At 64.1% G+C, this 13,604-nt stretch carries 13 protein-coding genes; 7 read left to right on the top strand and 6 right to left on the bottom strand.

All coding sequences use genetic code 11. From position 1 onward, the window contains the following. Positions 1-52: 52 nt before the first annotated feature. Positions 53-208, bottom strand: coding sequence for a hypothetical protein (locus CDV46_RS27070; RefSeq protein ID WP_157125864.1), 156 nt, complete (start codon positions 206-208; stop codon positions 53-55). On the opposite strand from CDV46_RS27070, the gene glyQ reads away from it, so the two are divergent. The 6 genes from glyQ (at position 207) to gloA (ending at position 6,188) form a co-directional block, all read left to right on the top strand. Further along, positions 207-1,145 (top strand): glycine--tRNA ligase subunit alpha, encoded by a 939-nt coding sequence (gene glyQ / locus CDV46_RS08820; RefSeq protein WP_058379905.1) that lies wholly within the window; start codon positions 207-209, stop codon positions 1,143-1,145. The two genes, CDV46_RS27070 and glyQ, sit on opposite strands and share 2 nt — an antisense overlap. Next, positions 1,142-3,253 carry a glycine--tRNA ligase subunit beta gene (glyS, locus tag CDV46_RS08815; RefSeq protein ID WP_087722342.1) on the top strand — a complete coding sequence of 704 codons (2,112 nt, stop codon included), beginning with the start codon at positions 1,142-1,144 and terminating at the stop codon, positions 3,251-3,253. Before glyQ ends, glyS begins: the two co-directional genes overlap by 4 nt. A gap of 23 nt (positions 3,254-3,276) precedes the next feature. Beyond that, positions 3,277-3,879: a D-glycero-beta-D-manno-heptose 1,7-bisphosphate 7-phosphatase gene (gene gmhB, locus CDV46_RS08810; protein ID WP_140413328.1), complete on the top strand. Its 603-nt coding sequence runs from the start codon at positions 3,277-3,279 to the stop codon at positions 3,877-3,879. A gap of 81 nt (positions 3,880-3,960) precedes the next feature. Next, positions 3,961-4,725 carry a lysophospholipid acyltransferase family protein gene (locus tag CDV46_RS08805; protein ID WP_087722341.1) on the top strand — a complete coding sequence of 255 codons (765 nt, stop codon included), beginning with the start codon at positions 3,961-3,963 and terminating at the stop codon, positions 4,723-4,725. A gap of 86 nt (positions 4,726-4,811) precedes the next feature. Further along, complete coding sequence (locus CDV46_RS08800) at positions 4,812-5,687, top strand: M48 family metallopeptidase (protein ID WP_441339321.1); 876 nt, start codon at positions 4,812-4,814, stop codon at positions 5,685-5,687. A gap of 99 nt (positions 5,688-5,786) precedes the next feature. After that, on the top strand, positions 5,787-6,188 hold the full coding sequence (gene gloA, locus CDV46_RS08795; RefSeq protein ID WP_087686422.1) for a lactoylglutathione lyase: 402 nt from the start codon (positions 5,787-5,789) through the stop codon (positions 6,186-6,188). Between the two features lie 58 nt (positions 6,189-6,246). On the opposite strand, the gene CDV46_RS27565 is transcribed toward gloA, so the two are convergent. Continuing rightward, positions 6,247-6,702, bottom strand: a complete 456-nt coding sequence (locus CDV46_RS27565; protein ID WP_087686421.1) for a rubredoxin — start codon at positions 6,700-6,702, stop codon at positions 6,247-6,249. A gap of 284 nt (positions 6,703-6,986) precedes the next feature. Here CDV46_RS27565 and CDV46_RS08785 point away from each other — a divergent pair, with 284 nt between their 5' ends. Continuing rightward, positions 6,987-7,877 carry a DMT family transporter gene (locus CDV46_RS08785; RefSeq protein ID WP_087722339.1) on the top strand — a complete coding sequence of 297 codons (891 nt, stop codon included), beginning with the start codon at positions 6,987-6,989 and terminating at the stop codon, positions 7,875-7,877. On the opposite strand, the gene rsmA is transcribed toward CDV46_RS08785, so the two are convergent. Genes rsmA through CDV46_RS08765 form a run of 4 tightly spaced genes read right to left on the bottom strand, consistent with a single transcriptional unit; the run spans position 7,852 to position 13,581 of the window. Further along, a complete protein-coding gene (rsmA, locus tag CDV46_RS08780) occupies positions 7,852-8,685 on the bottom strand; it encodes a 16S rRNA (adenine(1518)-N(6)/adenine(1519)-N(6))-dimethyltransferase RsmA (protein ID WP_087722338.1) in 834 nt (277 codons plus the stop codon). The genes CDV46_RS08785 and rsmA overlap by 26 nt on opposite strands. Before the next feature lie 10 nt (positions 8,686-8,695). Beyond that, complete coding sequence (gene pdxA, locus CDV46_RS08775; protein ID WP_087722337.1) at positions 8,696-9,799, bottom strand: 4-hydroxythreonine-4-phosphate dehydrogenase PdxA; 1,104 nt, start codon at positions 9,797-9,799, stop codon at positions 8,696-8,698. 43 nt (positions 9,800-9,842) lie between these two features. Then, positions 9,843-11,213: a peptidylprolyl isomerase gene (locus CDV46_RS08770; RefSeq protein WP_058376115.1), complete on the bottom strand. Its 1,371-nt coding sequence runs from the start codon at positions 11,211-11,213 to the stop codon at positions 9,843-9,845. Next, positions 11,206-13,581, bottom strand: a complete 2,376-nt coding sequence (locus CDV46_RS08765; protein WP_170935822.1) for an LPS-assembly protein LptD — start codon at positions 13,579-13,581, stop codon at positions 11,206-11,208. The genes CDV46_RS08770 and CDV46_RS08765 overlap by 8 nt, the downstream gene beginning before the upstream one ends. Positions 13,582-13,604 lie beyond the last annotated feature (23 nt).

Genomic DNA, 13,604 nt, shown 5'->3' with positions numbered 1-13,604 from the left:
GGCGCCTCATTGGTCGGCCAACACCCCGCTCGGGCCGGATTCCCGCTAAAATTCAAGGTTTTGGGGCCTGTTCACCCTGGTTTTTGGCGGGCAATCCTTGCCCGATATCAGGATGAACAGGCCCCAGTTCGTCGGCCGCGCTCGCGGCCGGGCCGATGAACTGCGCAAAATCCGCATATTTCTCTTTTCGTCCGCGCGAATTCATCATGCTTACCTTTCAACAAGTCATCCTGACGTTGCAGGATTACTGGGACAAGCAAGGCTGTGCGTTGCTCCAGCCTTACGACATGGAGGTCGGCGCCGGTACCTCGCACACCGCCACGTTCCTGCGCGCCATTGGCCCGGAGCCGTGGCGCGCTGCCTACGTGCAGCCGTCGCGCCGTCCGAAGGATGGCCGTTACGGTGAGAACCCGAACCGCATGCAGCACTACTACCAGTATCAGGTGGTGCTCAAGCCGGCACCGGAGAACATTCTCGACCTGTATCTGGGTTCGCTGCGCGCGCTCGGTCTCGATCTGACCGAAAACGACGTGCGCTTCGTCGAAGACGACTGGGAAAACCCCACGCTCGGCGCCTGGGGTCTGGGCTGGGAAGTGTGGCTCAACGGCATGGAAGTCACCCAGTTCACCTACTTCCAGCAGGTGGGCGGTCTGGACTGCAAGCCCGTGCTCGGCGAAATCACGTACGGCATCGAGCGTCTGGCGATGTATCTGCAACAGGTCGAGAACGTGTACGACCTCGTGTGGACGGAATGGGAAGAGCAGACGGCTGACGGCCCGGTGACGCGCCGCCTGACGTATGGCGACGTGTTCCATCAGAACGAAGTCGAGCAGTCGACGTACAACTTCGAGCACTCGAACCAGCCGATGCTGTTCAGCTTCTTCGACAACTACGAGAGCGAAGCCAAGCGCCTCATCGAAGCCGAACTGGCCCTGCCGGCCTACGAAATGATTCTGAAGGCGGCACACACCTTCAACCTGCTCGACGCCCGTGGCGCCATCTCGGTGACTGAGCGTGCGGCGTATATCGGCCGTATCCGGGCGCTGTCGCGTCTGATCGCACAGGCCTACTACGCTTCGCGCGAGAAGCTCGGTTTCCCGATGCTGAACGCCCCCGCCGCCCAAACCCGAACGCAAGCCGCATGATGAGCACCGCACAACGTACCCTGCTGGTCGAACTGCTGACCGAAGAACTGCCGCCGAAGGCACTGGCACGTCTGGGCGACGCCTTTGCCGATGGCATCGCCAACGGCCTGCGCTCGCGCGGTCTCACGACCGACGCCAGCGTCGTCACGCCGTACGCCACGCCGCGCCGTCTGGCCGTCGCGATCACCCACGTGCTCGAGCGCGCCCCGGATGCCACCATCCGCGCGAAGGTGCTGCCGGTGTCCGTCGCGCTCGACGCGAACGGCAACCCGACCCCGCCGCTCGCGAAGAAACTCGCCGCGATGGGCTTCGCCGACCTGCCGGTCGCGAGTCTGGAGCGCGCCATGGACGGCAAGGCCGAAGCCTTCTTCCATACCTACACGGCCGCCGGTGCCCAACTGGCGGACGCGCTGCAAGCCTCGCTCGACGAAACGCTCGGCAAGCTGCCCATCCCGAAGGTCATGAGCTACCAGCGCCCCGATGGCGAAACGGTGCAGTTCGTGCGTCCGGTGCATGGCCTGATTGCGCTGCACGGCGACACGCTCGTGCCAGCCACGGCGATCGGTCTGGCCTCGGGCAACAAGACACTGGGTCACCGCTTCCTGTCGAACGGTGAAGTTGTGATCCATCAGGCGGATGAGTACGCCGCCACGCTGCTCGACGAAGGCAAGGTCTACGCGAGCTACACGGCGCGCCGCGATGCGATTCGCGAGCAACTGCTGGCCGCTGCCGGCAACGACCACGTGGTCATGCCCGACGCACTGCTCGACGAAGTCACCGCACTGGTGGAATGGCCGGCCGTCTACGCCTGCCATTTCGAAAGCGAATTCCTCGCCGTGCCGCAGGAGTGCCTGATTCTCACGATGCAGACGAATCAGAAGTACTTCGCGCTCACCGACAAGCCGCTCGCCGAGGGCGGGCGTCTGACGAACCGCTTCCTGATCGTCTCGAACATCGCCACCGGCAAGCCGGAACAGATCGTGACCGGCAACGAGCGCGTGGTGCGCCCGCGTCTGGCCGACGCGAAGTTCTTCTTCGAGCAGGACAAGAAGAAGCCGCTGGCCGATCGCGTGCCGTTGCTCGCCAACGTCGTGTATCACAACAAGCTGGGTTCGCAGTTCGAACGCACGAAGCGCCTCTCGGCACTCGCGGGTGCGATTGCGCAGATGACCGGCAGCGACGTGGCACTGGCCGAGCGCGGTGCACTGCTGGCCAAGGCCGACTTGCTGACCGACATGGTCGGCGAGTTCCCGGAGCTGCAAGGCACGATGGGCACGTACTACGCACGCCATGATGGCGAGCCGGACGATGTCGCCCTCGCCTGCTCGGAACACTACCAGCCGCGCTTTGCCGGCGATGCGTTGCCCGTAAGCCCGACCGGCACGGCCGTGGCGCTGGCCGACAAGCTCGAAACGCTCGTCGGCATCTGGGGCATCGGCCTGCAACCGACCGGCGAGAAAGACCCGTTTGCGCTGCGTCGCCATGCCCTCGGCATCGCGCGCATGCTCATCGAGAAGCGTCTGCCCGTGATGTTGCCCGACCTGCTGCGCGTGGCTTACGAAGGCTTCACCACGGGCGTGGCCGATGGCGCCTATCTGCACGACGTCTACCTGTTCGTGCTCGATCGCGTGCGCGGTTACCTGCGCGAGCGTGGTTTCGGTGCGAACGAAATCGAAGCCGTGCTGGCCAATCAGCCCCCGTATCTGGGTGACTTGATCGAGCGTCTGGAAGCCGTGCGTACGTTCTCGGCACTGCCGCAAGCCGAAGCGCTGGCCGCCGCCAACAAGCGTATCGGCAACATTCTGAAGAAGACGGCGCCGCCGCCGGACGGCATGATTCAGCCGTCGCTGCTGATGGAACCGGCCGAGAAGGCGCTGGCCGCTGCGCTCGACAAGGTGACGCCGCTGGTGGAGACGAGCTTCGAGGCGCGTCAGTACGAGCAGGCGCTGACGGCGCTGGCGCAATTGCGCGACGCGGTCGACGCCTTCTTCAACGACGTGATGGTGATGGCCGACGACGAGGCGCTGCGCAACAACCGCCTCGCGTTGCTCACGCGCCTGCACGTGCAGATGAACCGTGTGGCCGATCTCTCGAAGCTCGCCGCCTAATTTGCCGATATCCGATGCCGAACATGGACTCGCGTAAAGACCGCACCCCCGGCCCCGCCGCTCGCAAGCTGGTGATTCTCGACCGCGACGGCGTGATCAACGTCGACTCGGACCAGTTCATCAAGTCGACCGACGAGTGGGTGCCGCTGCCCGGCAGCCTCGAAGCGATTGGCCGGTTGAATCAGGCCGGCTATCGCGTGGTCGTGGCCACCAACCAGTCCGGGGTCGGACGCGGTCTGTTCGACATGGCAACGCTGGGCGCCATGCACGCCAAGATGTCGAAGCTGGCTGCTGCTGCGGGGGGCCGTATCGACGCGGTGTTTTTCTGTCCGCACACGTCGGCCGAGGGTTGTGATTGCCGCAAACCGAAGCCCGGCCTGTTTCAGGAAATCGCCCGGCGCTACGAAGTCGACCTGACCGGCGTGCCGGCCGTGGGCGATTCATTGCGCGACTTGCAGGCGGCTGCCGCCGTGGGTGCCCACCCGCATCTGGTACTCACCGGCAAGGGCAAGAAAACACTGGCCGCCGGCAACTTGCCGGAAGGCACCCGCGTGCACGACAGCCTTCAGGCATTCGTGCGCGACATGCTCGCCGAAGAGGATGCCAGGGACGCCAAGGGTGGCTGATGCGGTGTGAAACCGCTCATGCCCGCTCAAGCGCCTGAAACACCCGACGCTCCCCGGCCCACTCATTCAAGCCCAGATCTGATGCAGCGACTTCGTTCGATTCTTTTCTTCCTCTTCCTGATCGTCTTTACGATTCCGTATGCGATCGCGTGCATCGTGACGTTTCCGATCCTCAACCGCGTCCGGCGTTATTGGTTCGCGGTGGGCTGGTGCCGCACGACGATGATCGTGGCCGACAAACTGTGTGGCATCCGCTACCGCGTGATCGGTCGCGAGAACCTGCCCGACACGCCTGCCATCGTGCTCTCGAAGCACCAGTCGGCGTGGGAAACGCTCGCGTTGCCGGCACTGATGCCGCGCCCGCTGTGCTTCGTGTTCAAGCGCGAATTGCTCTACGTGCCGTTTTTCGGCTGGGCGCTCGGCCTGCTGAGCATGATTCACATCAACCGCAGCAAGGGCACCGACGCGTTTCAATCGGTGGTGGCGCAGGGGCGTGAGCGTCTGGCCGAAGGCTCGTGGATCATCATGTTCCCGGAAGGCACGCGTACGAGGACCGGCTCGCGCAACAAGTACAAGTCGGGCGGTGCGCGTCTGGCGGCGACGACCGGGGCACCGGTCGTGCCCATAGCGCACAATGCCGGGCGCATGTGGCCGCGCAATTCGTTCATGAAATTCCCCGGCGAAGTGATCGTCTCGATCGGCCCGGTGATTCAGACGGAAGGACGCACGCCGGAAGCCGTGAATGCTGATGTGGCTGAATGGATCGAACGTGAGATGATTCGTATCGATCCGGCAGCCTACACGTCGGCCCCAAAGGCCACGCCGGAAGCCACCCCTCGGACCTGAGCGCACTACGAGACAGTCTCATGTCGAAAGCCCGAACCGCGAACCGTAACGCCAGTAATACCCGCGATCGCCGCTCCCGGCATGAGATGCTCGTTCCCCAGATGGAACTCGACCTGTTCGGCAGCCCGGCCGCCGAAGCCAATGGCGTGGCGACCGATGCACCGGCGCCTGCACCCACACCGGCTATCCCTGCTATCCCCGACACCCCCGAGCCACCCAAGCCACGCCGTGCACCGGCCGCCGGCGAGCGCGTGATCATGCTCGACGGGCACGCGCTCTACTACCGCTTCAAGCGTTCGTCGCGCCGCACGATCGGCTTCATCATCGACGAATCGGGGCTCGCGGTGACCGCACCGCGTTGGGTCACGATCGCCGATGTCGAAGCTGCCGTCGTCGAGAAGAAACGCTGGATCTTCAACAAGATCGCCGAATTTCGCGAACGCTCGGCCCGCCGCGTGATTCCGCGCGTGAACTGGGTCGACGGCGCGACGCTGCCGTATCTCGGCCACACGCTGACCGTGCGTCTTGGCGGCCGCCCCGGCGCGCAGCAATACGACATCCACACGCACACACTCTGGCTCGACCTGCCGCCGCAAGCCGCACCTGAACAGATGCGCGACCGGGTGCAAGGCTGGTTGCAGCAGGAAGCGCGCAAGCTCTTCACGACCCGGCTCGATGTGTATGGCGAGCGCCTGGGCGTCAGCTACTCGGCACTCGGATTGTCGTCGGCGACCACCCGCTGGGGCAGTTGCAGCGCCGATGGCCGCATTCGCCTCAACTGGCGTCTGATCCACTTCCCGCTGGGGGTGATCGACTACGTGGTGGCGCACGAACTCGCGCATTTGAAGGAAATGAACCACGGGCCGCGCTTCTGGCAGGCAGTGGCGTCGATCTTTCCGGAGTTCGAATCCGCACGCGACACACTCAAGTCGCATGCCCCGGAATGGCTGCCGGAGTTTTAAGCGTCATGCTGAAATCGCTCAACGCTGCATGAACGCGGCTCATTTTTGCTGGCGCGGGTACAATTGACGCTTCGTTTGTCCCCACACAGTCAAAACACCATGCGAATGCTCCACACCATGCTGCGCGTCGGCGACTTGCAGCGCTCGATCGACTTCTACACGCGCGTGCTCGGCATGCAACTGCTGCGCCAGAGCGAAAACCCCGAGTACAAGTACACGCTGGCTTTCGTGGGCTATGGCCCCGAGTCGGAAAACACCGTGCTTGAGCTGACCTACAACTGGGGCGTGGAAAAGTACGAGATGGGCACGGCGTTTGGCCATCTGGCCATCGAAGTCGACGATGCCTACAAGGCTTGCGACACGATCCGTGCCGCTGGCGGCAAAGTCTCGCGCGAAGCCGGTCCGGTCAAGGGCGGCACCACGGTCATCGCTTTCGTGGAAGATCCGGACGGCTACAAGATCGAACTGATCCAGAAGCATTCGGCCAAGGGCGGCCTGTAAGAGGCAACGGCGGCGCCTGCCCGTTGTTGATCGGGCAGCGCCGCCAGTCGTACGTTCTTCAGAACTGCACCATCGCAAAGTCTTCCTTGCCCACGTCGCACAGCGGGCAACGCCAATCTTCCGGCACCGCTTCCCACCGCGTTCCCGGCGCAATGCCGTCTTCGGGATAGCCGGTCGCTTCGTCGTAAATCCAACCGCAGATCACACAGACCCACTGCCGGAATTCCGGTGCCGTGGCAGCACTCGCTTCGCCGTCGTTGGCGCTGTCGGACTCGCTGCCAGTGGTGGCGCCTTGGCCCTTGTTCCCCGGCACAGCGGGATCGAGCAGCGTGAACAACAACGGCTGATCGGTGCCGACGGCGTCATTCCCGGTGCCCGCCAGATGCGTTTGCAGGGCCGCGAGCAGCGCCTGCGCTTCGTCGCGCGTGAGATCGATCCAGAACGGATCGCCCGCCCCATCGTTGAGTCGCGACGGGGAGAACTGGAGTTCGACGGCAGAGCCTTTCTTGTACATGGAGATGACTGCGGGGGAATACTGCGGTGATGTGAGGAAGATGACGGGCAATCGCACCCGAGCGTCGTATTCTAGCGGCGCGACTGTCCCCGATAAACCCTCGTGGCGGGGAGACATTGTGCCGCACGGCGAAACAATGATTACCCCTACGGCGCGCACCAAATTGATGCGTCCATGAAGCGGATCGTGGAGAATGAGCGGCGAACCGGACCGGCAGAACGACCTGCGGCAACACTGTGCCGCGTCGCACGCTTGTCCACCCCTCCCACTCCCGAACCGATGTCATGAACACAGCCCCTCGCCCGATCGATGCCACCGCCCTCGCCATCATGGTCGGCCTGTGTGCGATATGGGGCGGCCAGCAGGTGGCGGTGAAGCTCGCAGTGACCGCCGTGCCGGCCGTGCTGCAAGCGGGCCTGCGCTCGGTGATCGCCACGCTGCTCGTGGCCGGGTGGATGCTCTGGCGGCGTCAGCGGCTGGTCACCGGCGACGGCACGCTGCCGGCCGGTATTCTGGCCGGCGTGCTGTTCTCGCTGGAATTTCTCTGCATCTTCGTCGGACTGACGCACACCACGGCATCACGCATGGCCGTGTTTCTGTATTCCGCGCCCTGCTTCACCGCCATCGGCCTGCATTGGACAGTGCCCAGCGAGCGGCTGCGCGCCGGGCAATGGCTCGGCATGGCGCTGGCGTTCTGCGGCATCGTGGTGGCGTTCTCGGATGGGGGCAGCACGAGCCTTGCGACGACATGGCCGGGTGACCTGCTCGGCATTCTGGCGGGGGTCTTCTGGGGCATGACGACGGTCGTCGTGCGCGCTTCGCGGCTGGCAACGGCCGCTCCCGCCAAGACGCTGCTCTATCAGTTGGCCGTCTCCGCCGTGCTGTTGTGCGTGCTGGCGCTGGCCACCGGCAACGTCCACATCGGCGAGATGACGCGCACGACGTGGGTGAGCCTCGTCTATCAATCCATCGGCGTGGCGTTTGCGAGCTATCTGATCTGGTTCTGGATGCTCACCCGCTACAGCGCCGCCCGCCTCGCGTCGTTCTCGTTCCTGAGCCCGCTGTTCGGGGTGACGTTCGGCGTGCTGATTCTCGGGGAATCGGTGGGCTGGCGCTTTGCGGGCGCCGTCGCCCTGGTGTTCGCCGGGATCAGCCTTGTGAACCGGCGCCGCTGATCGTGCGCGCCAGCGACACGTATTCGTCGACGGAAACATCTTCCGCACGACGCGTCAGGTCGAACCCGAGCGCATCGAAGTCGACGCGGTCGCGATAGCTGTGCAGCGTGTTGCGCAGCATCTTGCGACGCTGTGAGAACGCCTGCGCGACCACCGCTTCGAACACCGTCAGATCCACGTCGGGCAAGTCGGCCTGCGCCCGCGGAATCATGCGCACGATGGCCGAATCGACCTTCGGCGGCGGATTGAACGCCTCCGGCGGCACATCCAGCACCTTGTCCATCCAGTAGCGGTATTGCAGCATCACCGACAGCCGGCTGTAGTTGCTCGACCCGGCCGGTGCGACCATGCGCTCCACGACTTCGTTCTGCAACATGAAGTGCTGGTCGCGCACCTGCGTCGCAAAACGCATCAGGTGAAAGAGCAGCGGGCTCGAGATGTTGTACGGCAGGTTACCGACGATGCGCAGCGGCGATTCGTCGCGGCGGTCTTCCGGCACCAGCGAGCCGAAGTCGAAGTCGAGCGCGTCGCCCGCATGCACGGTCACGCGATCGCCGAACTTGCGCGTCAGGCGTGCGACGAGATCGCGGTCGAGTTCGACGACATGCAGATGCGCGAGCCACTCGGCGAGCGGCGTCGTCAAGGCACCGAGCCCCGGGCCGATTTCGACCATCAGATCATCGGTGCGCGGCGAGATGGCGCTCACGATGTCGTCGATCACGCCCATATCGACGAGAAAATTCTGACCAAAACGTTTGCGCGCCACGTGGCCCTGTTGGACGCCCGTGCGCTTCGATGCGCTACTCATGTGAAATTCCTTAGGAACGCGGTGGGGTGTCGGCATCGCCCGTCGCGGCCGCCGCATCGCTTGCGGTGCCTGACGCAGCAACGGTGCCAGCGCGCAGTTGTGCATGGGTGGCCGCGTTGGCGGCCATGGTCGCGGCGGTGCGCAGGGCTTCGAGCAGGCTGCCGCTTTCGGCGCGCCCGGTGCCCGCAAGATCCAGCGCGGTGCCGTGATCGACCGATGTGCGAATGATCGGCAGGCCCAGCGTGATGTTCACGCCCGCGCCGAAGCTCGCGTATTTGAGCACCGGCAGGCCCTGATCGTGATACATGGCGAGCACGGCATCGGCCCCGTCGAGGTGACGCGGCTGAAACAGCGTGTCGGCCGGGTACGGCCCGCGAGCGTCGATGCCTGCCGCGTGCGCATCGTCGAGCGCGGGCGAAATGACATCGATCTCTTCACGGCCGAGATAGCCCGACTCACCCGCATGCGGATTGAGTCCGGTCACGAGAATGCGCGGACGCGTCACGCCGAAATGGCGCATCAGGTCCTGATTCAGAATGACGAGGGTTTCCAGCAGGTCGTCCCGGCGAATCGCGCCGGGCACCTGCGCCAGCGGCAAATGTGTGGTGGCGAGTGCCACCCGCAGACCACCGCCTGCGAGCATCATCACCACGCGCGGCGTGTGCGTGCGCTCGGCGAGATATTCGGTGTGGCCGGTGAAAGCCACGCCGCTGTCGTTGATCGTGCTCTTTTGCAGCGGCGCAGTGACGATCGCATCGAACGTGCCGGCCACCGCACCATCGATGGCGGCGTCGAGCAGCGCCAGCACATAGGGACCGTTGGCGGCGTTCAGTTGCCCGGCCACAGCCGGCACGGCGAGCGAATGATGTTCCACGCGCACACGACCCTGCAACAGCAAGGCTTGCCACGCGTCACCGAGGCCAACGGCCTGCGCGCGCGCTGCCAGCAGTGCGGCATCGCCGAGCACGGCAAACTGACAATGTTCGAGGGGATCGGTTGCCGATAGGGCTGACGGTGTGAGGCACTGAACCAGTGCCTGCACGGTCAGCTCCGGCCCCACACCTGCCGGTTCACCGGTGGTGATGGCAAGGACGAAGGGCCGGGCGGATGTCATACGAGGAAGTGTGGCGGTGTCGGGTCGTCGAGTCGGGCCGCGCTTACTGCGCAGCCGTGCTCAGACGGTAATCGACATAAGCGCTGTCGCGCAGTTGTTGCAGCCAGTCGCGATACTGCTGCTCGGCCTTGCGGCCACGCAGTTCCTGCATCGCCAGGTTGCGTTCCTGATCGCCCGACACTTGCGACTCGCGATGGCCGAGCACCTGAATCAGGTGATAGCCATACTCCGAGCGCACCGGATCGCTGATCTGGCCGTCCTTGAGTTCCGACATGGCGCGCTCGAACGCCGGCACGGTCTCGCCTGGCGAAATCCAGCCGAGATCACCGCCCTGCGAGGCCGAGCCATCCACCGAGACCTGACGGGCATACGTCGCAAAGTCGCCCTTGCCGGCTTCGATCTGCGCCTTGATATCGAGCAGCTTCTTCTGCGCCTGTGCTTCGGACACGCCGTCGCCCACACGAATCAGGATATGGCGCGCGTGAATCTGCGGCACGGTCATGCCTTGCTCGCCGCCACCCTGCTTACGGGTGTCGACCAGCTTGATGACGTGAAATCCGTTATTGCTGCGCAGCACCTGCGGCACGAGCGTGCCCGCTTGCAGCTTCTGGACCTGATTCAGGTACAGATCGGGGATACGTTCGGGAATGCGGAAGCCCATGTCGCCACCGGCGCTGGCGTCGGACGCATCCGAATATTGCTTGGCGAGGGCAGCGAAATCGCCACCGGCTTTCGCCTTGTCGAGCGCGTCGTTGGCCTTCTTCTGCGCGGCGTTGACCTGATCGGGCGACGCGCCGTCCGGCACCTTCACGAGAATCTCGCTGATGCGGTATTCGGTTTCGGAAGGCGTGGCCGATGCTCCGCGCTGGGCGGCGAGGAACGTGTTGATTTCGGTCTCGCTGACCTGAATCTGGCTATCGACTTCCTTGTCGCGCAGGCGGGCCAGAATGATCTGCTCACGCACTTCCTTGCGGAAAGCGTCCCAGGGCACACCGGCTTGCGCCAGGCGCGCCTTGTACTGATCGACGGAGAGGCGGTTGTCGGCAGCGATGCGTTGCAGCGCCTGCTCGACGTCGGCGTCCTTGACGACGATGCCATCTTCCTTGGCGCGCTGGAGCTGCACCTGCGTGATGATCATCTGCTCGAGCACCTGACGCTGAAGCATGTCGGCCTCGGGGACCGGACGCTTCGCAAGCGTCAGCTGGTGCTTGGCTTCCTCGATTCGCGTGTTGAGTTCCTTGCGGGTGATCACGGCATCGTTGACCACGGCCACGATCGAATCGACCGACTGCGTGGACGATGCAGGCGCGCCAGCGGCGCGTGCGCTGACCGGCGCCGGCTGGGCCACCGCCACCCCGGCGGCGAGACACAGGCTCGCCAGCAGCGAGGCACGCTTCACAAACATGTCATTCATAGTTGCTGAATCGAGAAGGAATCTGGTTCGTCGGCGGCGGCTGGTAGCCAGGCACGCCTTGTTTGAACGCTTCGGTGGCGCTGGTACCGGACTTGGTCAGGCCCTTCAACTCCAACTGCGCAAAAATACGCGAAGTCGTTGTCGTGGCATTGGTCGCATAGCGCTGCACGCCGACCCGGAAAGCCCAGCAGTCGGCATCATACTCGAAACCCGCCAGGGCATCGATGAACGACTTGTCCGTGATGCTGTAGTTGATCCGGCCCACCACCCCGAATCGGGGTGTGATCGGCCATTGGCCCGAAAGTTCGATCTGGTTGATCGGGGTCACCGTCAACGCGGTCTGCCCCACCACCGGCGGCGGGTTGCGCAGGTAACGGTAGTAGACATTGAAGACGCGACGCTCACCCGGACGCCACGTGATCCCCACGTCCGACCGGTTGAACTGCGACGTACTCGGGCTGTACTGCACCGCCGTGCTGAACGTGACGTTGCTGTACAGCAGCGCCGAGCCGCCCACCAGGAAGTCGGACACCCCGGCGTTTTCCGGCGTGCCGCCCGGCATCGTCACGAGCGACTGCTGGATGTTGTAGCGCTGCGCGTACCAGACGCGTGCACGCTCCACCCCGCTCTCCGCATCGATCAGGCGCGAGGTCAGCGCCATCGTGACGCGGTTCGCATCCTGAATCCGGTCTTCGCCGATGAACGAATTCTCGCTGAAGATTTCCGCGAGGTTGAAGTCGGCGACCGCACTGTCGAAAATCGGAATCGAGCTCTGATTCCGGTACGGCGTATAGACGTAGAAGATGCGCGGTTCCAACGTCTGCTTCATGCTCGAACCGAACAACGTGAGCGGACGCTCGAACGTCAGACCGGCATCGAGACTGACCGTCGGGACCGTGCGCGTGATCGACGATTGCATCGTCGACCCGTTCGGATAGTCGACGTTGTACGACGCCGCGTTGAACATCACCTTCGGCACGATGAAGTAACCCGGCGTCAGGATCGGGTAACTCAGCGTCGGCTGCGCGTACAGGCGCTCGCCGTCGGGCTGCCCCGTGCTCGCTGCGATGTGGAACCGGTTGTACCGGATCGGCATCGTGAAGTCGAAGCCGTGGAAATCCGACTTGCTGTAAGTGGCCGACAGCTCAGGCACCGACTCGTACTGCGGCGTACTCGGGGCCAGGGTCTGGTACTTCAGCACACGGGCAAGGAACGACCAGTCGCCGTAGTTCCACGTCAACCCCGCCTCGCGGTTATACACGCGCGTCACGCCGGTCTGGAAGTTCGTGCCGGCGCCAAAGTCATCCGGATAGGTATCGTCCGAGACTTTCGTGAAGTTGACGTATCCATTGACGCCATAGCCCAGCGCCTGCGAGTGTTGCCACGTGAACGTATAACGCGCATCGCCCGTCACCCGGTCCTTCGGCAGATACTCGATGTGGAACAGTCCGGCGTACGTCGGCTCCAGATATCGGAAATCGCCGTTGAGCATCGTGCCGCGCTTGGTCATGAAGCGCGGCGTGATCGTCAGATCGCGATTGGGTGCGATGTTGAAGTAGTACGGTTGCGAGAACTCGAAACCCGTCTGGGTCGACTGCGTAAACGTCGGCGCGAGCAAGCCCGAGCGGCGCTCGGTCGTTGTCGGGAACGACATGTACGGGCTTGCCAGAATCGGCACGCCCTGGAAGAACAGAATGCCGTTGTAGGCCGTGCCTTCCTGCTGTTCCTGATCGAATTCGAACGACGACGCCTTGATGTACCAAGCCGGCGTCTTGTCGTCATCGGTACAAGCGCACGCGGAATAGGTGCCGCGCTGCAACGTGACCACGTTGCCCGCATCGACGTCCGCACGCTCGCCTTTACCGCCGCCGCCGGTCACCAGCTGATACGTCGGCGTGAGCATGTAGCCGTCGCCCGCACCGGTATACATATGGGCCTCAGGGCCGACAAATTTGTTGCCGCCCTGCGACATGTGCGCGTTGCCGTGCGCCACCACCTCGTCCGTGTCCTGGTCGTAGGTCAGGCGGTCGCCCTTCACGTAGGAGCGCAATTTGCGCGCCTCTGCATCACCATCGACGGTTGCGTCGACGTTGGTACGTCCGGTCAGATGCATGCCGCGCACGTACATCGGCACGTCGTCGCCGTCCCCTAAGACGAACTCGCCTAGCGAAGGGACCGTGCGCAGCACGAGGCCATCGCTCTTGGCGAGATCGGGGGGAGGGGCTTCCTGCGCACCGGCGAGCGAACACCACACGCCCGGCAGGGAGAGCAGTAGCGCCAGTGGCTTGCGTCGCGCGCGCATCAGGCGGCGCAGCGACGAAACTTCATTCGTATGGACTTGTTTATCCGGCATGTACGCAAACAGCATGACAATCGAGGCGCCGGTTGCGG

Origin of the sequence: Pandoraea sp. PE-S2T-3 (assembly GCF_002179965.1) — a bacterium.
Taxonomy (GTDB): domain Bacteria; phylum Pseudomonadota; class Gammaproteobacteria; order Burkholderiales; family Burkholderiaceae; genus Pandoraea.
Note: the sequence above shows the minus strand (reverse complement) of the source record. Positions and strands in the feature narration are given on the sequence as shown.

Excerpts from the sequence above, each read along its gene's own strand:
- gloA (WP_087686422.1), top strand. The coding sequence starts at position 5,787 with ATGCGAATGCTCCACACCATGCTGCGCGTCGGCGACTTGCAGCGCTCG.
- glyQ (WP_058379905.1), top strand. The coding sequence starts at position 207 with ATGCTTACCTTTCAACAAGTCATCCTGACGTTGCAGGATTACTGGGAC.
- CDV46_RS08800 (WP_441339321.1), top strand. The coding sequence starts at position 4,812 with ATGCTCGTTCCCCAGATGGAACTCGACCTGTTCGGCAGCCCGGCCGCC.
- CDV46_RS27070 (WP_157125864.1), bottom strand. The coding sequence starts at position 208 with ATGATGAATTCGCGCGGACGAAAAGAGAAATATGCGGATTTTGCGCAG.
- CDV46_RS27565 (WP_087686421.1), bottom strand. The coding sequence starts at position 6,702 with ATGTACAAGAAAGGCTCTGCCGTCGAACTCCAGTTCTCCCCGTCGCGA.
- rsmA (WP_087722338.1), bottom strand. The coding sequence starts at position 8,685 with ATGAGTAGCGCATCGAAGCGCACGGGCGTCCAACAGGGCCACGTGGCG.
- pdxA (WP_087722337.1), bottom strand. The coding sequence starts at position 9,799 with ATGACATCCGCCCGGCCCTTCGTCCTTGCCATCACCACCGGTGAACCG.
- CDV46_RS08805 (WP_087722341.1), top strand. The coding sequence starts at position 3,961 with ATGCAGCGACTTCGTTCGATTCTTTTCTTCCTCTTCCTGATCGTCTTT.
- CDV46_RS08770 (WP_058376115.1), bottom strand. The coding sequence starts at position 11,213 with ATGAATGACATGTTTGTGAAGCGTGCCTCGCTGCTGGCGAGCCTGTGT.
- CDV46_RS08765 (WP_170935822.1), bottom strand. The coding sequence starts at position 13,581 with ATGCTGTTTGCGTACATGCCGGATAAACAAGTCCATACGAATGAAGTT.
- CDV46_RS08785 (WP_087722339.1), top strand. The coding sequence starts at position 6,987 with ATGAACACAGCCCCTCGCCCGATCGATGCCACCGCCCTCGCCATCATG.
- glyS (WP_087722342.1), top strand. The coding sequence starts at position 1,142 with ATGATGAGCACCGCACAACGTACCCTGCTGGTCGAACTGCTGACCGAA.
- gmhB (WP_140413328.1), top strand. The coding sequence starts at position 3,277 with ATGGACTCGCGTAAAGACCGCACCCCCGGCCCCGCCGCTCGCAAGCTG.